We start from the raw sequence: 16546 nt of genomic DNA, 5'->3' as shown, positions 1-16546 counted from the left end.
TCAGCCCTCGGCGCGGCCGGACATGAGCACCTCAGGGCGCGTGCAGATGAACAGCGGGTAGGAGTAGGTCTCCATCTTCCACCACATGCGGCGCTGCAGGTCGAAGATGGGCAGCACGTACACCGGTTTGCCCGGGGTGTTCACCCAGTCCACGGTCTCGCCCGGCGCATTGGCCTCGCGGAAGATGCCGGGGGCGCCCACCGGGAAAAACTTGACCTTGTCGTCCGGGATCTTGATCGTGGCGTTGTCGTCCGAGCCGCGGTAGTTCCACCAGCGGATGCCGCCGAACTCGAACGAGTCAAAGGCACCGCCCTGGCCGTTATTACGCAGCTCGGCCGCATCGCTCCAGTTCAGGAAGGTCCGGATCACGTCCGGGTGGTTGGAGAACTGGTCGTAGAAACTGTCGCCGCACAGCGCATGGACGCGCGTGTTGGAGGTGAACGAGCCTTGCGCGGCGCGCGCCATCGCGCGGGTGATGGCATTGCAGATTGGGCGCAAGGTATTGGCGGTGCCGGCGGCGAGGTTGAACGCTACTTCAGGTGCCTGCTTGATGCCGAACTCGTCGAACCAGTTGTACAGCACGCTGCCGTCGCCGGGATTCAGACACAGCCCTTGCACTGCGCCCAGCCGGAGGAATTCCTTGGTGTAGTCGACGTTGGCCAACAGGCCGGTGGGACCGCGCAGCCGGCGAGCCACCTCGGTTTCCACCTGCATCAAGACCGATTCCTCGCCGAATTCGCGAATGCCCTGCAGCTCCTCGGCGTAAATCGTGTCGTCGTGCATCAGTCGCGGCACTTCGAAATAGCGCATTTTGCGCTTCTCGGTGGTGCGCTGAGTGCCCTCGGCGCCGCGCTCGGAGAACGGAATCAGCGTCAGTTTGCCTTGCCGCTCTTCGACGGCCAGCGCCTTGGTGCGGATCGGATCGGGAGTGAAGATGTCGAGTTCACCCAGACCGGAGGGCTGGAAGGGGTTGCGTTGGACGGCTTCGGTCAGCGTGATCGCCGAGAACGCATCCTGGTGAAAGACATCGAGGATATTGCCGGACATGGTTCAGCCTTTCGGGAATAAAAAAACCGCCCCGGAGGGCGGCTTTTCTGGATGTGTGCTGGAGAGTCAGCGGACGAGGATGTGGGCCTGAGCCAGTTGGGAAACGGCAGCAGCCTGTTGGGTCGGCGTGATGCCGGTCGGCCACAGCAGTTCGGAACCATTCACCTCCGCCAGGCGAGTGATGCCCAGCGCCGGTTTCGGACCACTGGTCACGTCCTTGGTGGCGAACAGCACGCCGGCGGCCACTTGCGAGCCATCCGTGGCTGCCGGATTCAACGGCCTCCACTGGCCGGCGGTACCCGGCGACGTGACGGTAATAGCGAACGTGTCGCCGGCGGAAAACGGCGTGCTGCCCGCGGACACCGTGAACACCATGCCATCGGCGTCAAAGGCCGCGCCAACGGGCAGATCCACTTCGTTGAAATTGTTGGGGCCGCTGATGCTATACACCGTCGGCGCCGTCAGCGTGATGGTGAACACGCCCGCCGGCGTGAAACCAGCCTGCGGCGGCGTGCCAATGGCGAGCGTGCCATTGCCTACGTTGGCCGCGCTGGCGGCAGAGGTGGCAACGGGAGCGGCATTGCTGGTGGTGATCTGGCCCAGCACCGTGCCGGCCAGCACGAGCTGGCCGCCGGTGAGCAGGATTTGATCGCGGGATTGGTGGCCGGGGGCTTCCGAAACCAGGAATCCGCCGTTATGCCACCACTCCTGCAGCGGTGCGACAGTAGGGTTACCCATGGAAAGTCCTTTCTAGGCTGGGGTTAGCGGCTGGCTTTCTTGAACGCACGATCCCACGAAGAGGCGAGCGAGGCCTTGCGGCTCGGCGGCGCGCCATCGGATGCACCCAGCGACGGATTGCGCGCGGCGCGGCTGGAATTTCCGGCCGGCGCTGCCGCCGGGGTATCGCGCAGCACTGCCAGCGCCTCATGGCGAGTCATCGAACTGTTGAACGCCAGGTTGGCGGCGAGCACCGGGTTGCGGGCAGCCGCTTTGCTACCGAAGATGGCAGCGCAGCGCGCGCGCTCGCGGCGCCGGGCACGAGCAGCGGCGCTCTTGCCCCGCATCTCGTCCTCGTCATCCTCTGCATCCGGGTCGCTGTCGTCATCGTCGTCCGCGTCGGGCTCTTCGGCGCGCTTGGCCTTTTTGCCGCGCTTGCCTTTGCCGCTGTCGCGGTCATCCTCGTCGTCCGGGTCGTCGCCTTCAGCGCGGCGGCTTTCTTTGCGATCGTCATCATCATCGTCGCGATCGTCGTCCTCGGCGCGACGACTGCTCTTGCGATCATCGCAGTCGCTGTCGTCGTCCTCGGCACGCCGCCCTCGGGCTGCGGACACGCCGGAGAGATGAGCAAAGGAAAGGCTGCCCGTCAGGCGGGAAATCAAAGACATAGATATCTCCAGGGAATTAGCCCAGCTTGGCCAGCAGGGCACGGAATGCGGCATCTGGCGCCATCACGGCGTCAGCAAAGCCGTTTTTGACGCCAGCGGCCCCCATGAAGGTGCCGGCCTGAGTGCTGCGAACTGCGCGGGCAGAGAGGCCCCGGTTGCGGGCGACAGTGTCGACGAACAGCTCGCCCATCTCATCCACATCGGCCTGAAAATCGGCCAGCGCCTCGGAGGAGAGCGGCCGCACATCGCTGCCGTTCGCTTTCTTGTCGCCGTAGTGGATGATGGTGACGTTGACGCCCGCGGCGCCGAGCGCCTTGGACATATCGACGTGCATGCAAATCACGCCCACGCTGCCGGTTCCGCCCGTGCGCGGCACGATGATGCGGTCGGTGGCGCTGGCCAGCGCGTAGGCGGCGCTGTAGGCGTTTTCGGTGAGAATGGACCAGATGGGCTTTTCGCCGCGGGCGGCGTAGACGGCGTCGGCCAGGTCAAAACAGCCAGCCACCTCGCCGCCCGGCGAATCGATGTCGAACACGATGCCATGCACCGAATCATCGGCCAGCGCCAGGCTGAGGTTGGCGCGGATGCCGTCGTACCCCGTCATGCCTGAGTACGGCTGCATGGTGCCCAGCTTCTGCACCAGCGTGCCGCTGACCGGGATGACGGCCACGCCGGCCACCACCTGGTAGGGTTTGGTCTCGGCTGGCGCGCCAACGTCGCCATCCCAGCTGTCCAGCGCCACCACGCGGCCATCCGCGTGGAACAGCCGGGCCAGGCCAAAGCGATCGGCCAGCGCCGCCATCACCACCTCCGCTTTTTGCGGGGTGATGGCCAGCGGCACGTTGAACAGCCGCTGCGCCAGATGTGGGTAGTTGATCATTGCGGGGTTGGGCTTTCTTGAGGGGTTGCAGCATCCGTCGCGCCAGCGCCGTACCAGACAGGCGGCGGCAGCCCGGCGGCCTTGAACTTCTGGGCTTCCAGAGCGCGCTGAGCGATGACCTCCTCATAGTCGAGGCCCTGCTCCGCGCACTCACGCTTCAGCGAGGACAGGGCTGCGTCCATTTTCAGGACTGAGCCCTGCGGCTCTTTGACGGGGTCTACCCAGCCGCGGCCGACGCTGAGCCAATCGCACCGCGCATACTGCGTGCGGAACTCCAGAAAATCCGGCGCGTTGCGCGGCAGCGGCAGATCGCCGTTATCAATCGCTTCATGCAGCCAGGTGGCGTACATGGGCGAGGCGGTACCGATCTTGAATTCGGTGCGGCGGCGCTCCAACGTTTTCCAGCTCTCCAACAGCGCGGCGCGCGCCGACGAGTAGTTGGTGCGCGACCAGTCTTGCGTGATCTGCTCCGCCGACACGCCGGAGGCGGCTGCAAACGTCAGCTGCATGGCTCTGACGAACTCGCCGAATCCGCTGTGCGGGTGTGCGGCAGCAACTGTTTCGATGGACTCACCCGGTGCCAGCGTTGGGATACGTGCGCCGTTGAGCATGACCGGCCGTGCTTCATGAAAATCGGCGCGCAGGTTTTGGTAAGCGGAAAGCTCATCAGTGCCGTTGATTGCTTCCTCCACCTGAGCCGCGTCAAATGGGCTGGTGATGTAGGTGCCGAACGACGAGGCGATGGTGGCCGCCTGCAACTCCACGCCGTAATAGCGAGCCAGCATCTTGAACCGGCTGAGAACCGACGTGAAAATGCCGATGCCACGGTTCTGCCCGGCGCGATCACGCTCGAAATCGTGGATGACGCGCATCCAGCCGTCGCCATCCTCGCGCTCGACCCGCTCCCATTCGTTGGATTCGATGGCGTTGTACCAGTCGTTCTGGTGAGCTTTCCGGATGTGGTAGGCGATGGGCACGCCGTCGTCGTCTATCTCCACCCCGTTGCGCAAGTACTTGGTATCTACCATCTGCCAGGGGTTTGATAGCCGATCTGGGTCCACGACCAGATAGCAAGTGGCATAGCGTGCACCGCCGGGGTAAACCCGATCCGGCTTCCAGTAGTTGACGATCAGGCTGTCGCCGTCCACCAACTTGTGGCGCAGCCCCAGGCGAAGCTGCTGCGATACCGTCAGTTGGCGCGACAGGTCGTTGTAGCGGCCGATGTCGTCGGCGAAGCCCCGCCACAGTGCCTCTGCGGCTTGTTGAAATTCGTCAGCCCAGACTGCATCAAACGCATCCATCCCGGTAATCGTGGCCAGCGCGCGGTAATCCGGCATGGCCGACAGGCGCATCGACACGCCGACGGTGTTGTCCAGAATCCGGGTGACCGCGCCCTGGGCCAGGCCATCGTTGCGGACCAGATCGCGGCTCCGTGCCACCATCCGATCGCGAAACTGGTTGATTTCCGCATCCGGCGAGCGGATCCAGGGCAGCCAGCCGCCCATCTCCTGTGTCGACCAGCTGGAGGCCTCGTACGGGAAAACCGACGAGCCCGCCAGCGGCAGCCCCTCGGTCCTGACGGTCGAATCGCCGAACGAGGCGCGCGCCGGCGGCAACGGGCGCCCATCGGCGCCCAGCAGCGAGATTTCGTTTGCCATCAGAACACCGGTCGGATAGGCCTGCGCCTCCGCATCCCCAGCGCATACATCAGATCGTTGATGTGCTGCTGCAGCTGGGCCAGGTTGGCGCGGGTGTAGGTTACAGATTTGGTGCCGTCGCCTTGGGTGTACGAGTACGACTCCCCCAGACCGCCGGTGCTCAGGCGGTGGAGAGCCGACTGAGCCTCGACCAGCCATTGCTGCAGCGTGGCCTGGGGGATACCCGTGAAGTTGCTGGTTTGTGGCGTGAACACATGAGCTCCTATGCCATGCGGCGGACGAGTGAACGAGATTTGGCTTGGGGCTTTGCTTCGTCCAGCAAAGCACTGGGCTGGGCGGCCTGTTCGGCTCTCGCCGCGGTCGATATCGAAAGTTGGTTTAGTTTCAATCCGAAGTGCAGCAATCCACACAGAGCTCCATAGGCATAGATGCGGCAATCGCTCGCCTCATTGGCCTTGCCTGATGGTTGCTCCCAGACCCGGTAGCGAACTCCGCCGGCTTCTTTCACCACAATTCGCTCAGCTGTTATCTGAGCGAAATAGTTGATGTCGCGATCGATGGGGAAATGCATGTAGCCAGGGCCTGGCGTCTCCAAATGCAGCCGATTTCTGACAGTGTCCTTGGCAGCATTGACCCCCAAGATAATGGGGCGGAAGGTGGCCTTGGTCCTCGATCGTGGGCGCTTGGTTGGCCAAACGGGGTTTCGTTGTCCACTTCTTGCCGACTCGCCCTTGATGGCCCAAACCTTCCGACCGAGGCGTGCCTTGGCGAACTCGTATACCGCCTGGGTGTGGTGGCCACCCGAGTCGATACACGCGGCCATTGCGCTAAAGCCACGGCCATCGTTTCGCCTCCATATCCGCTTCAGGTACTCGTCCAGTTGTTTCTGGGTTTCGGGCTCGCTCATTTCCCCGTCGATCACGTGGTAGTCGATGGACCAGGACTCTTCATTTCGCCCCCAACCCACGACTTCCATCTCCAATCGATAGTCCTGAACGTCAATGCCAACCGTGAGGACAGCCACTCCCTCTGGTACCTCGCCTGGCCAAACTTCGCAGCGCGCTACCAGCGACTCTAGACGCAGTTCCTTGCCCGAGTGTGGTCGATGCGGCAACCCCATTTGGGTGTTCCACCATGCCTGCTCTTTGTCGGCATCGCCTTTGGCTGCCAAGAATTTCCTGGCGATATCGGACGGCTTATCCTTTTGCCAGGGGCTGAAAAGCTTGCTGGCCTGGTATCCCGCATGGGAGTTGTCCACTCTCCATTCACCGCAGTCCGGACATTTGGCGCGGTATACCGCGTGCCGGTCACCATCCCACCAGTCCCAGACTGCTGAGACCGAGTCTCCGCCGGTCTGCTTGGCCTGCTCGTACAAGTCCAGAGGGGCGTGCCGATGCCCGCAGCAGTCAAAGGGCCGTGTTTGATGCCAGCGAGTGGTGCGTAGCGCGCGTAGACGCTCGCCTTCAGACCAGCCGGATCCGCAGCAGTCGCAGTAGATTCGCGCAGTCTTTGGCTCGTGCCGGCCGTCAGGCTTGTCCCAGTTGACGTGCTTGAAGAAGTCGAGAAAAACGCGCTCGCCGCAGTGCGGGCACTCAACAGATGCCCGCCGTTGGTCGGATTCGCTATAGCTGTCGGCGATCCGGCTTTCATCCTCCAGAGTGGGGGAGCAGGCTCGAACTGAAAGCCAATTGACGCCGAACGTTGCTGTCCGCTCTTCGGCAAGCGTGATTGGATCGCCTTCGCGTGTGACCGGGTATTTGTCCACTTCGTCGGACAGCAGAACGCGAATGGGACGTCGAGCCAGGTTGTCGGGACTGCCGGCGCCGGCCAGGGCCAAGAATCCGCCAGGGAACGACTTATACAGCAGGGTCTCGTCCGCATTTCTGGTTTTGCTGGAGCCGATCAAATCGCGTAGTACCGGTGTGACACGGATCATCGGACTGATGCGTTCCTTGGAGAACTGCTCAGCAGCATCCTCCTTCGGCTGCAGCAGCAAAATAGGGCAGGGATCGAGGTGGGCGAAGTAGCCAAACACGTTCTCGATTAGCGCCGTTTTCATCAACTGCGTGCAGCACATCGTTGTGATGACGTGGACGCCTGGTTCTGTGACCGCCAGCATGGGGCCGCGGGCGACCTCTACAGTCGCGGTTTCCCAGTTACCTGATGTGCTGCCGGCTTCTTTTGCCAGTTTGCGGTATCTGTCCGCCCACTCAGGAACGCTGATCCGCGGAGGAGGGGTCCAGCCATGCAGAAAGGACACACGCAGTGCGTCAGCTTTCTGCGCTGAAGTCCCCCTCGGGTTCGCCGAGCTGTTGAATGTGCTTGTGGACATGCTCGGTCAATACCTCTGTTACGCGGTCGGCCTCCAGTCCGAGGTCGGCGGCAACAAGAGGCCCGACGCGGGCCGGCCAGTTAAGCCAGGCGTCGCGCGCCGCCCTGGCGCATTCAAAAAGCACCCCTTTGGCCAGACCCAGTTCAATCAACTGTCCAGACTTCTGTTCGTATTCCAACTGGCGGAGCAGGGCGAGATAGTTTTCCTTGATGCGCAATGCCTCGGCATAGTCGCGATCTGGCACCGCGCCACTGGCTATCATGCTGCGCGCGGTGTCCTCTAGAGATCGGTTCGCGTCGTCATCCGGTGCGAACTGCGAACTGCGAACACCCTGCGAACTGTTCGCACTTGTGTTCGCAGTGTTCGCACCCTTTGCATTGGCCTCGCGCCATGCCGTGCCGACCAATCTTGAATCAAGCTTCCCACCGTCCGAAAGCACCAGCCGGCCTTGTTTTACGGCGCGGCGTACCAGTGTGTCGGAGCAATTTTCGCGGCGCGCAAATTCTCTGAGCGAGATCAGTTCAGACATGGGTGCGAACACCTTTCAGGACCTATAGCTGGGGAGGGATCGCGGCGCGCAATGCCCGTGGAACTCCACCCCTACGGAAGGACCCGCCCGATGGCTACCGGGATGTCACCAGTGCCTTCGCCAGCGCGCGCCCCATCTCGCGGTTGAAGTTCCGATGAACCAGCCGACCGGCCAGGTCGTGATAGCCCAGATGGATGTCCACCGGCAGCGCATCACCAAAACGGATCAGTAGCTTCAAACCGCCCGTCCGCTTGCCATCCACCTTGTTCCAGGTATTACCCCTGGACCCGTTCCGGCCGCGCCTGCGCTCGCCATGAGGCGGCCGCTGCCAGACGCCATTCACTTCGCGACCGTCTTTGAAGCGCACTTTGCCGATAAACACGTCCGGCCGCGCCTTGAGCCGGGCCAGCGTGCCGCGGGATAGCTGCCCGTAGGCGTTTTTCCTGATGTCCTTCGGATTGAGCAACGCCTTGCCATTCAGCACGTGCTCGCCGCCAGACTCATACGGCGCCAGATAACGCGCTGCCTGGGTTTTTATGAAGACCATTGCCTCCTGGCTGCTCTTGCGAGCCGCACGCATTCCCACACTGTTTCGGGTGAACGGTGTCGGATTCTTGAACTTGTTGCCGATTTGCTCCGTTTCGCCACGCTGGACGAGCTTGCCCACTGCCGTCAGGGCTTGCGCTACAGCGAATGGCAGCTGATCGCGTTGAACCATTGTCAGCTTACGACGCAGCTGCTGCACATTAGAGCTAACCGAGATGAATGGGGTAGCCATCAGACGCGCACCATCTCCGGAACGCGGTGGCGGGGGATCTCGACGTAGTCGTCCGGGCCGAGCCCGAAGTACCTGAACACGATGGTGGTCTGCTTCAGGTTGTGCACCTGGGCGGCGCGTCCGGTGGCCATCAGCACGTGCTGGCCTTCGCGCAGGTGGCAGGCGTCGAGAACGGCGCGGGCGTGTTCCATGTGCATGGTGATACCTCAGTTCGAGAGCTGCGCTATTGACTACTGGGTCGGTCTGTCGGGAAATGTAATCTCCAGTGACAAATTGGAGTTACACATGATCACGTTCGTAAATGCAGTTAATGCAGGTGGCGATGCTCAGGTATCCGTGCAGATCAACGGCCAGCACAATTTCCACTTCATCATGTCGCATGAGGCGGTTTTTGATTTCATGGAGAGGCGACAACTGGATGGGCGACAAGTGGGGGAGCTGTCACCCGCAGGGGCGTTACACAGGCACTGGGAGGAATTCAAGCCTGCAATCGAAACGGTGCTCCATCGACACGGCAGTCGTTTCGAGCTACTGACTACGGAGATGTTGAACACCTGAAATGAAGAAAGCCCGAACTCTGGACGTAGTTCGGGCTGCTGCAATTATCGTAGTTTTGTTGCACTTGGCTGTCAAGAGACGGGGTCAAATTTCACAGAAAGGTTGATACATGCTGCTCAGTCAAACATACCAGCGCGAATTGATTATTCGAATGAAAGATCTTGAATCTATTGGCTCTGTGTTGGACTCTAGGGCCGAAATTGAGAGGGTTGGTCAAGATTTTTTTGATGCTAACTTGGCGGACATGCAAGAGCGTGGTCTTGTTGAAATACAGATACCGAGGTCGTATGTTATCAATGGCCGAACCGTCAGTTATCCGACCTTCAAGGTGAAGCCACAGCCTGAGGGGTAATCTCATCACGCCGCGGCCGCATAGCTCATCCGGTCCAACACCTCAGCCATCGGCACCTCCAGTGCAGCGTAGGCCTGATGCATCATCCGCTCGAGCTGGCGGATCACAGCCTTCTCGTAGCGGTGGGCGGTGGTGTGGTGGACGTTGTGCCGGTCACCCAGGTCGCGGCAACCCGGCCCCTTGCCTGTAGCCCACTTGCGGATGATGTCCAGGTCGGTCTTGAACCCGTATTTGCAGGGCGTGTGCGTGGTCAGGTAGACCATCTCGGTGTCGCGCTGGACGTGCAGCGCCCACAGTACCGCGCGTTGCTCGAACGGCAACCGGTTGATCTTGGCCATGATCATCGCCGACTGGGCCTTGAGGTCGTGAGGTGACAGGCCTTCGAACGCCGGCGCCAAGGCCTCGCCGAACTTCTGCACCTTGACCATGCTGACGGTCTCGATCTGGAAAGCCCAGCCGACAAGCGCGCCAATCGTCGAAAACTGCATACCACCCCCTTGTTTCGTTGAATCTGCTGCTCAGGCCGCGAACAGCGCGCCCTGGATTTCCTGGACCACCACCATCACCCCTGGCGTGGCACCGTAGCGTTTGCGCACCGCGAAGTCGCAGGCCTGAACGTCGTCAACCCATACGACGCCGTTCATCCCGTCGAAGATGGCCTTCAGCACGTTGTCACCGTCGGGTTTCTTGGTCGGGTAGACCTGGCCGGCAAGGGCTGCTGCCTGCTTGCGTTTGCTCCAACTGGTGGGGATCGGCAGCAGCATGTGGATGGTGACGTCTGCGGGCCCGGTCAACGGCTCGCGGCCGGCCATGGCGGCCTGGGCGGCGAGGGCGATCAGGTTCTCGTAGCTGGCGGTCTTCTCCGGCGTGTACATGCGAGCGAACTTGCCGCCGCGGGTGGAAACCTTGGGCCGGCCTTTGCCGACGGGGGCGCCGGGGACTGTGAAGCGGATCGGGTTCACGCCGCGTCCTCCATGGGGTTGGTTTTCGAAGTTTTCATGCGAAGTCGGCCGTGGCGGCCCTGTAATCCTGCTGAGTCACGCCAGCCAGTTTGAACAGCTCGTACTTCCATTCCCCGAGAGGGGCGTCAGCCGGCGGGGTGTAGCCGAGCTCCTCGGCCTTGCTCTCGATCCCGGAGGACGACAGGAACCAGGGCTTGGCACGGGGAGCTCTCGATTGCTGCCCCCCCGTCTTACTGTTCCTGGCGCCGGCCATGTCCCCCAGCACCGCGGCCAGCAGGCCGATCCCGATCCGCGTCTCCCCGCGGATCTGCAGCGTCTGCACCGCCAGGTGGAAGTCGTCGTCGCTGTGCTGCTCCAGACCCGCGAACTTGCCGCCGGCAGCGAACTGCGAGGGACTGCACTGGACGCCCTTGTCGCGCAGCAAGCGGCAGACGAGGCCGATCCGTTCCACCGTGCCTGACGGTTCAGGCAGCGGCGGCAGCGGGTTGGATGTACCTTGGCCTCGCGAGTGAGTAGAGACGTTGCTACTGCTGCTGCTTTTATTTATCCCTGTCTCTGTCCCTATCCCTGTCCCTTGGATGCCATTTCCCGAGGGACAAACCGGGGACGAGATGGGTAATTCATGGGACAAATCGCAAATTGAAGGGGACAAACTGCCAGTGTCCTCGGGGACATCCCCCGTCTGTCCCTGGGGACACTGAAAATCTTCGGTTGAGCCTGCGATTTCGCTAGCCTGTACCCGGTTTTCAGTCGGCTGGCCATTTTTCTGCCCCTGGTTGTCCCTGGGGACAACGAGGGCCTGTCCCTGGGGACAATGCGCGTCAAGGAAATCGTCCAGTTCTGGGGGCTGCAGATTCGTCCTTTGCCGCTGGTTTTGCTTTTTGATGCGCGCGCATTCGGTCTTCCAGCGCTGCGTCAGCTTGGCGCGCCAGGCCTCGTTCGCCTTCTCGGCAACGACGGGGTGGTACAGGCGGCCATCGCTGCACTTGAGCCAGCCATGCAGGGCGCCGCCGCGGACCTTCTGCCACTCGCTGACGACGCGGCCATAGCCGGCTAGGCGCGCCAGTACGACGTCGTCGTCGGGCAGGCTGGCGGCCGGCACTTGGTGCCAGCTGGTGCACCACAGGAGGAGGCCGGCGCGGAACTCCTCGCCGCTGGTGACTGCCGCAAAGTCGCTATCACGCAGACGCACGACATCCAGGGGGATGAACGCAAAATCGCGCAGGTCGCAATCAGGCGGGGTAAGAGGGCGGATGTTCATTGCTATGCCCTGATGTTTTTGTTGATCTGTTCGCTGTGCTTGTGCATACTGGTCCTCGCAGTCCTCCGAACAACCCCCGCGAGCCGCGCCAACGGCGATGACCGGGGGTTTTGTTTTGCCCGCGACGCTGCGGGCGGCTACTGTCCCTGTTTCAGCCGGCGTTGGCCGGCCATCGTTTCTACGCTTGCTTCCCGCACCTTCTGCGCGCCCGGCACTTTCAGAGCCACCAGGCGGGCCGCGCCCAGATGGTCCGGGCGGAACACGACCACAACTGCCGGGAATGGCGCCTTGGCGCTACCACCGTCGAACTGCAGCCGCTTGTCGAGACAGCGGATCTCCGCCGCCCACATTGCGTAGCGGTGCCACCAGCGGGTATCCGTCCTGGCCGGGACCAGACAGACCACCGTGGCGCCGGCGCGCGCGCTCTTCAGCGCCTTTTCCATCCAGAACTTGATGCCGTGACCGAACGGCGGATTCATCCACACCGTTTCGCCGGCCCAGGACTGGGCCAGGCCATTGTCAGCGCGCGTGTAGTAGCGCCGGCACTTGGCGTTGCCGGGCGTGGCGCACACGTCGACGGTGAACGTGAACTCGGCATGCAGCTCATCGAACAGCAGCTGCGGCGTCGGCCACTCGTCATCACCGGTACTGAAGTGCGCGCGAGCGTTGTTCATTCAGCACCTTGATCCAGTCGGTTATCGAGGCAACCAGCTCGACGAGCTGATCGATAGCGGAATCGTGGTCCTCCACGTCCAGCAGCATCCGGCGCTCGTCCGAGGCCTTCACGCGCGTCGTCATCTTGTCGCCGAGCAGCTTCTTCAGCAGGAGCGTGTCCGTAGGCAGGCGCGCATCCGACTCGCCGGGGATGTTGATCCCGTAGAGCGCGGCCAGCTGCCGAATGATTTCGAGGTCCCCCGAGTTGTCAAAAATCAGCTGGAGGTCTCGCAGGGTGAACGAGCGGTCGCCGTCCCGATTGCAGCAGGCGCGGACGTGGCCGGCAGATTTGCCGAGCCACTTAGCGACGACGTCTTCGCCGCCAGCGCGGCGCACTGTTTGGATTAAGGCAACATTCAATGACGTTGTCATAATGATCACTTTTGTCGGAGTTTCACGTTTGCCCGGCTTGAGGGGCTTGTCATACTTCACTCAACCGCTCAGTAGCAGATGCGACGGTCCGCCTCTGCAGGGTGAGCAGCTTGTTACCAATTTCGAAGGAGATGCGCTTCCCTCTCTTCCCCTGGGCAAGGGCGTTCACGAGAGAGCGAGAGCACCCCACTTCTTTAGCGATCGTCTCGCGGTCAACGCCAGACTCCACGAGGGATGAGATAATGAATGTCCAGTCCATGCAGGCATTACAACACAAATGTGTTTATGGATTCAACACATCGGCAAGGCAAGTGAACACCATCGTGTTCGGTGAAGTGGCTACGATGTTGTATATGAACACATACGGTGAGCGTGTCCGGGCCCGCAGGGTCGAGCTCGGCATGAGCCAGGGTGAGCTGGCAAAGCTGATCGGCGCGAAGAATCAATCGACCATCGGCAACATTGAGAATAGAAACGGCTCTTCCAGATACACGCTGGAGCTGTCGAGGGCCCTGCGCGTGAATTACGAGTGGCTGGAGACGGGCGAGGGTGAGAAAGAGCCGCCTTTGCAGTTGGCTCCGTCGATTGGCACCGTTGATACCACCATTGCCAAGAACCTGGACGAGCTCGCCCAGGCGGTCGGCGGCATGGATACCGACCAGCTGCATGCCTTCATTGCGAAGGCCTTGGAGTATGCAGCAAACAAAAAGGCGTCCTGAGCAGACGCCTTTTTCACCTACCTACCAAACATCTGCAGTATCGACTCCACGTCACCCTTCTTTTCAACCACAAACTCCCCGCTTTGCAATAGGCTGATCAGCAATTGCCCAATGGGCGGCTGCTCCCGGCATTCGTAGGCACTGGCCGGCCGATAGTGGTGGCAATTTCCCGAGTGTATGCAGGGTTCTGCTGTGCTGCTGGTGCAAGCCATTTCCTACTCCATTCCGTTTTCTCTGTTATCTCATTCGCCCTCGTCGGGCTGAGGGAGGAGCGTACGCCAGAGATCTCGGGGCGGGTAGATGCACAGAATTTCATCTGTCTACTTTTGCAACATTTTTGTTGCAAGAATCGAGCTCGCCAGCTGGATCATGGCCTCGACATCACTGGCATGAAGGGCAGTTGCGAGATCGTGCAGATGCCTGCAGCGCGCGGCATGGTCAGAGTCCACGGGAGTGCCGTGTACGAGGTAGGGGACAGAGACATCCAGGTATGCTGCGAGGGTTGCCAATTGATTGCGGTCTGGCATTTTGGATTTGCACCAGCGTCCTACGGTATACCGGCTGACATCAAGTGTGTTTGCGACGGCGTCTTGTTTGATGCCACGGGCCTTCAAGAGGGCCCGCAGGCGGGTGTGGAACGAATTTTCTGACACGTGCGGATATTACGCATTTATACGTATTATCCACAATAGCAGCTGCTCCGCGCCATGATGTTGCAAAATGCAACAGAACCGATTGGCATGGATGAGACAGTGTTCGGTATGCCAGTTGACAGCATTATCGGCGCTCAGCCTGCTTCCGCAGGAGGAGAGCCATCAGCCGGCCGACCTCTTCAGGGCCGAGATCCAGCAGCCTTTCAGCCAGCTCATCCAGAGATTCGGCTGCGACGTAGAGCTTTTCGCCCCGAACGGCGGGCTCTCGCGGCCCTTTCCCGCTTTGCAACCAGTCTGGCGAGACCATGAGTACCTTGGCGAGTTTCAGTAAGTCCCGTGGCTTTCTGGTCGGATCAAGCTCGAGGGCCGAGATTGTGCTCTGGGACACACCCGCACGGGTGGCCAGCGCCTCTTGAGACATGCCGCGCTTCTCGCGGGCATTCCGTAGTCGATCGGAGAAGCTATCCATCGCGGCATGGTGCCGCACCACTCAAACACAAAGATGGTATTGGATACCTGAAATCGGATATTTCTGATGCAAAAAAGCCCGCGGGGGGCGGGCTGATCTGCGGGCGCCAGGTTTTTATCCGAACTGTGGAGGGTTAGTCATAGCTGCTTGTTTAGCCTGGAAGGGCGTAGGGCTGGGGCAAGACATTTCAGGTATAAAACCGAGCCCCAGTTTGACGACCAAGCCCAGCGAGAGTTTCCTTAAGGATTGTTCGCAATAAACATTAATACTAACCAGAATCGATAACCTACATCAATAAGTAGTAGATTGGCTGCAATAAATACGAACAATACAACTAGAGATACCTCTGGGCAGTATGCTTTCGGAGCAATAACGCCTATGCATCCAAATATTAGTGTTAGTCCGTAAAATATTGAATTGGTGTACAGTCGCTTTAAAAGAACTGCATAGTGTCCGTGCGTATGCATTTTCTTTATAATTCTAGCGCCTGAAATTGATGCCAGAATAGATAAGGCTGCAATCATAAACCCTAGCATCGTGCCTCCAATTTGCGCAGCAATACCATTGGAACTCCTAATCTCAGAAACCTCGAGATCAATAAATCCTCGGCAATGGTACGCAAAGAAAGTGATTGTCACCGCGAATACTAAGGTTAAAGAAAACCAGTATTTCATACTATCCGCCAAATAGATGATCCAGATGGTGTAGCTGTCTTGCTCTGGACGTGATGAGAGCTGCTATAATGTCGATTATAGCTGGGTGGCCATTATCATTCAACTCAATTCTAATTTTGTCCATTACTCTTTCTGCCATCAAGTCAATCGGCTCATCCGCATCTTCAACTTTTATACGCAATGCTCTAGTTTGGCTTGAATTTAGCAAGTTTTTGATTTTTTCTATGATTCCATCTTTTAGACCCTTGTGGGGAGCTTTGATGCTAACTTTGCTTGTAATGAATGTTCCTCCTGTTGAATCTAGGAACTCTAGAGCATCTTTTGTCCAGGTGTCTTCTGGGTCCGGTTGATAAGTTTTGTTTTGTGGTTTGGCAATTCTAAATGCCACGGCGCGAATAAGCCGTCCGCGAAATAACTCTTCCAGTGACTTTGAAGTTAATATGTCGTCAAATGAACATAGCCTATCTGGATTGGTTAAGTTTATGTACCTGGAAAATGAAGCTGGATGCCCTCCCTCCAAGCTCATTTGATAGATCAATGATTCGCAGTCGTTTTGCTCTCTGTGTAGGATGAAATTATTTTTTTCTAAAAAGCTTTTGCCATCGGTTAGTTTGAAAACCTCTTCATCACCCGTTGGGGAGCCAATTAGGGGTGAATCTTTTCTGTACTTGGCAAATGCTCCTGAAATGTATCTTCCATCGGCAGAGGGAGTGAGATTTTTTATTTGATATTGATTTTCACCAATGGTAATCGCTCTTAGCGTTTCTCCGTATGTCGCATGCAATTGTGTAAAGTAGTCAATTAGGGATGTCGGGATGTTGTCTTGAAGAAAGGATGCAGCATAGAAGCGAACTTTATATTCTTTTTGAGCCATAGCCCCACCAGTTAGATTGTTCATTAGTTGTTTATATGCGCCACTGCCGATAAGCTCGTAGAGGTATTTCTACTAAATCGAGCTCCATAGCCACCACACCCCAACTTAGATCGACCAGCCAACCACAGCGACAATCATTGTGAATGCGATATACATGCTCAGGAACCAGCACGGCGTACTGCTAAGATACAGCTCGTCGGCAAGCGCGTAGCCGGCCTCCGATTTGCCCCGCTTGTAGACGTGCTATTTCACTTTTCCGCCTGTGGTAGCGAGAACGTAGGACTTCATTGGTTCGCTTTTTTGTCAGCATCCCACTCACCAAAGCACCC

Annotated in this window: 20 protein-coding genes; 2 read left to right on the top strand and 18 right to left on the bottom strand. The window is 59.5% G+C overall.

The features are described 5' to 3' along the window. The 10 genes from WNM05_RS13905 to WNM05_RS13860 form a co-directional block, all read right to left on the bottom strand. A complete protein-coding gene (locus WNM05_RS13905) occupies positions 1-1047 on the bottom strand; it encodes a major capsid protein (protein WP_434627637.1) in 1047 nt (348 codons plus the stop codon). Between the two features lie 66 nt (positions 1048-1113). Further along, on the bottom strand, positions 1114-1785 hold the full coding sequence (locus WNM05_RS13900) for a head decoration protein (protein WP_434627634.1): 672 nt from the start codon (positions 1783-1785) through the stop codon (positions 1114-1116). Positions 1786-1808: 23 nt separating this feature from the next. Further along, positions 1809-2432, bottom strand: a complete 624-nt coding sequence (locus WNM05_RS13895; protein ID WP_434627631.1) for a hypothetical protein — start codon at positions 2430-2432, stop codon at positions 1809-1811. A gap of 16 nt (positions 2433-2448) precedes the next feature. Continuing rightward, positions 2449-3312, bottom strand: coding sequence for a S49 family peptidase (locus WNM05_RS13890; protein ID WP_434627628.1), 864 nt, complete (start codon positions 3310-3312; stop codon positions 2449-2451). Further along, the gene (locus WNM05_RS13885; RefSeq protein ID WP_434627624.1) at positions 3309-4970 is read right to left on the bottom strand and encodes a phage portal protein; all 1662 of its coding nucleotides are present in this window, start codon (positions 4968-4970) and stop codon (positions 3309-3311) included. Before WNM05_RS13885 ends, WNM05_RS13890 begins: the two co-directional genes overlap by 4 nt. Beyond that, a complete protein-coding gene (gpW, locus tag WNM05_RS13880) occupies positions 4970-5224 on the bottom strand; it encodes a gpW family head-tail joining protein (protein ID WP_434627621.1) in 255 nt (84 codons plus the stop codon). The genes WNM05_RS13885 and gpW overlap by 1 nt, the downstream gene beginning before the upstream one ends. 8 nt (positions 5225-5232) lie before the next feature. Then, positions 5233-7230 (bottom strand): phage terminase large subunit family protein, encoded by a 1998-nt coding sequence (locus WNM05_RS13875; protein ID WP_434627619.1) that lies wholly within the window; start codon positions 7228-7230, stop codon positions 5233-5235. 10 nt (positions 7231-7240) lie between these two features. Beyond that, positions 7241-7831, bottom strand: a complete 591-nt coding sequence (locus WNM05_RS13870; protein ID WP_434627616.1) for a hypothetical protein — start codon at positions 7829-7831, stop codon at positions 7241-7243. A 94-nt stretch (positions 7832-7925) separates the two neighbouring features. Continuing rightward, the gene (locus WNM05_RS13865; RefSeq protein WP_434627613.1) at positions 7926-8609 is read right to left on the bottom strand and encodes a hypothetical protein; all 684 of its coding nucleotides are present in this window, start codon (positions 8607-8609) and stop codon (positions 7926-7928) included. Then, positions 8609-8806: a hypothetical protein gene (locus tag WNM05_RS13860; protein WP_434627610.1), complete on the bottom strand. Its 198-nt coding sequence runs from the start codon at positions 8804-8806 to the stop codon at positions 8609-8611. The genes WNM05_RS13865 and WNM05_RS13860 overlap by 1 nt, the downstream gene beginning before the upstream one ends. Positions 8807-8894: 88 nt before the next feature. Here WNM05_RS13860 and WNM05_RS13855 point away from each other — a divergent pair, with 88 nt between their 5' ends. Then, positions 8895-9167 carry a hypothetical protein gene (locus tag WNM05_RS13855; RefSeq protein ID WP_434627607.1) on the top strand — a complete coding sequence of 91 codons (273 nt, stop codon included), beginning with the start codon at positions 8895-8897 and terminating at the stop codon, positions 9165-9167. Positions 9168-9524: 357 nt separating this feature from the next. Here the strand turns inward: WNM05_RS13855 and WNM05_RS13850 are convergent, their stop codons facing one another. The 5 genes from WNM05_RS13850 to WNM05_RS13830 form a co-directional block, all read right to left on the bottom strand. After that, complete coding sequence (locus tag WNM05_RS13850; RefSeq protein WP_434627604.1) at positions 9525-10007, bottom strand: hypothetical protein; 483 nt, start codon at positions 10005-10007, stop codon at positions 9525-9527. A 30-nt stretch (positions 10008-10037) separates the two neighbouring features. Next, positions 10038-10481, bottom strand: a complete 444-nt coding sequence (locus tag WNM05_RS13845) for a RusA family crossover junction endodeoxyribonuclease (protein WP_434627601.1) — start codon at positions 10479-10481, stop codon at positions 10038-10040. Between the two features lie 34 nt (positions 10482-10515). After that, on the bottom strand, positions 10516-11742 hold the full coding sequence (locus WNM05_RS13840; protein WP_434627598.1) for a DUF1376 domain-containing protein: 1227 nt from the start codon (positions 11740-11742) through the stop codon (positions 10516-10518). Positions 11743-11879: 137 nt separating this feature from the next. Beyond that, positions 11880-12416 carry a DNA N-6-adenine-methyltransferase gene (locus tag WNM05_RS13835; protein WP_434627596.1) on the bottom strand — a complete coding sequence of 179 codons (537 nt, stop codon included), beginning with the start codon at positions 12414-12416 and terminating at the stop codon, positions 11880-11882. Beyond that, on the bottom strand, positions 12382-12888 hold the full coding sequence (locus WNM05_RS13830) for a hypothetical protein (RefSeq protein WP_434627593.1): 507 nt from the start codon (positions 12886-12888) through the stop codon (positions 12382-12384). Before WNM05_RS13830 ends, WNM05_RS13835 begins: the two co-directional genes overlap by 35 nt. A gap of 182 nt (positions 12889-13070) precedes the next feature. Here WNM05_RS13830 and WNM05_RS13825 point away from each other — a divergent pair, with 182 nt between their 5' ends. Next, a complete protein-coding gene (locus tag WNM05_RS13825; RefSeq protein ID WP_434627590.1) occupies positions 13071-13547 on the top strand; it encodes a helix-turn-helix domain-containing protein in 477 nt (158 codons plus the stop codon). A gap of 320 nt (positions 13548-13867) precedes the next feature. On the opposite strand, the gene WNM05_RS13820 is transcribed toward WNM05_RS13825, so the two are convergent. The 3 genes from WNM05_RS13820 to WNM05_RS13810 all read right to left on the bottom strand — a co-directional run bounded on the left by WNM05_RS13820 (position 13868) and on the right by WNM05_RS13810 (position 16241). Then, entirely contained in the window at positions 13868-14200 is a 333-nt protein-coding gene (locus WNM05_RS13820; RefSeq protein ID WP_434627587.1) for a helix-turn-helix domain-containing protein, read from the bottom strand. A gap of 124 nt (positions 14201-14324) precedes the next feature. Then, entirely contained in the window at positions 14325-14669 is a 345-nt protein-coding gene (locus WNM05_RS13815; RefSeq protein ID WP_434627584.1) for a helix-turn-helix domain-containing protein, read from the bottom strand. A gap of 675 nt (positions 14670-15344) precedes the next feature. Beyond that, on the bottom strand, positions 15345-16241 hold the full coding sequence (locus WNM05_RS13810; RefSeq protein ID WP_434627581.1) for a DUF6731 family protein: 897 nt from the start codon (positions 16239-16241) through the stop codon (positions 15345-15347). Positions 16242-16546 lie beyond the last annotated feature (305 nt).

Source organism: Chromobacterium sp. CV08, from assembly GCF_051129845.1.
Lineage (GTDB): Bacteria > Pseudomonadota > Gammaproteobacteria > Burkholderiales > Chromobacteriaceae > Chromobacterium.
The sequence above is the reverse complement of the archived record's forward strand: the minus strand, read 5'-3'. Positions and strand labels throughout refer to the sequence as shown.